Origin of the sequence: Novosphingobium sp. KN65.2 (assembly GCF_001368935.1) — a bacterium.
In the GTDB taxonomy this organism is placed as follows: Bacteria; Pseudomonadota; Alphaproteobacteria; order Sphingomonadales; family Sphingomonadaceae; genus Novosphingobium; species Novosphingobium mathurense.
In genome coordinates this window covers 1-1,348 of sequence record NZ_CCBH010000009.1, presented here as the reverse complement: position 1 = coordinate 1,348, position 1,348 = coordinate 1, and the positions used below count along the sequence as shown (strand labels likewise).

General features: G+C 60.5%; 1 protein-coding gene. It reads right to left on the bottom strand.

The window, feature by feature from the left end; genetic code table 11:
- Nucleotides 1-22: 22 nt before the first annotated feature.
- Nucleotides 23-1,348, bottom strand: a 1,326-nt coding sequence (locus SPHV1_RS25275) for a DUF6880 family protein (RefSeq protein WP_054944218.1), incomplete at its 5' end; no start/stop codon positions are given.

Genomic DNA, 1,348 nt, shown 5'->3' with positions numbered 1-1,348 from the left:
GATTACGCAATGCCGCCCGGGCTCATGCGAGCAACTTCATGAAATTGCGTTTGCGGCCATGGCGCTGCCTGACGGCAATGACATATTCGCCATGTTCGGCACTGCTTTGCAGCGTGCTCATCCGCCCAATCAATGTTGCGGCCTGTTGATATGCATGCTTGTCACCTGAACTCACGAGTTCCTCGACATGCTCTGCATAGACGGCAAGCGCCTGCTGCGGGTGCGTCCCCTCACTTACCAAGGCGAGGGTTTCCTTGACGCCTCGTGATGCACCATGGCCGCACACGATCGTCCAGGCTGCCTCGAACATGCCCTCCTCGATCATGATGCGAACCAGGAGATCGGCGGGCGAAGACCAGCGGTTCGCGGGGGCATTTGCCAATCTACCCTGCAAATAGTCCAGGATTTGCCGTATGGCTTCTTCCCCGCCAAGCGACCGCATGCGCCGACAGAGATCAAGATTTGGGGCTTTCCTGAATGCCCGCCAAAGCTGAACCTGAGCATCTGCGCTCCTGCCTTTCTTGAGAAGCAGGTCGACCGCCAGGTTCACAAGCCGCTCGTCGGGTCTTTCGTCCTCGAACAGCCACAGGCCCTCTTCGGCGTGGCGCAAGGCTTCTTCGGCCAGTCCCTGCTCCAGGCAAAACTCGGCAAGGCGAAAGTAGTCCCATTGAGACGACAAGTCCTTCGAACGCAGTGCGATCCGGGCATGCAGATCATCATCGCACTCGGCGAAGAAATCCAGGATCGAGGCCAATCTGGACAATTCGTACCGATGAGCGCTGCTGCCCCTTGCCGGTCCAATGCTGGGAGGCAGCTTGTCCCAGGCTTCACGGGCCAGCCGGCGATACTCATCGAGCCCTGGTTCACCCAGGATATCCGCATACTGCTCGGCTGCACCAAGGAAGGTGCCATAGTCACCGCGGGTCTCGCGCAGGTACAGCTTGCCGGCCAACGCGACCGGGTCCGGCCGGGCGGCCTGGCAGGCCGCGAAGTGAAGCTGCTGCGCGCGTTCGAACAGATTACTGCAATATCCGTCAGAATCGTCGATATTCTCGATCGCCTTCTCGATCTGGGTGATGGTGTAATCCGCCAGGTCCACAACCAGAGCGGCGTGATCTCCGGAGGCCAGGTCGGCCATCGCATCGAGCACGGCGTCTACGCCAGCGGCCCATTCTCCAGCCCGCGCATAATCGATAAACCCGTGTGTAGCGCATGCCTGCTCCACCGCCTCGCGCAGGCTCACTTCCAGGTTCTCGCCGTCGGCGCTCTCAGCGGCGGCGGCAATGGCAAGCTTTCGAAAGAGCACCGGATCACGTTCAGCCGCATCGGTGATCATGGCGACCAGGAC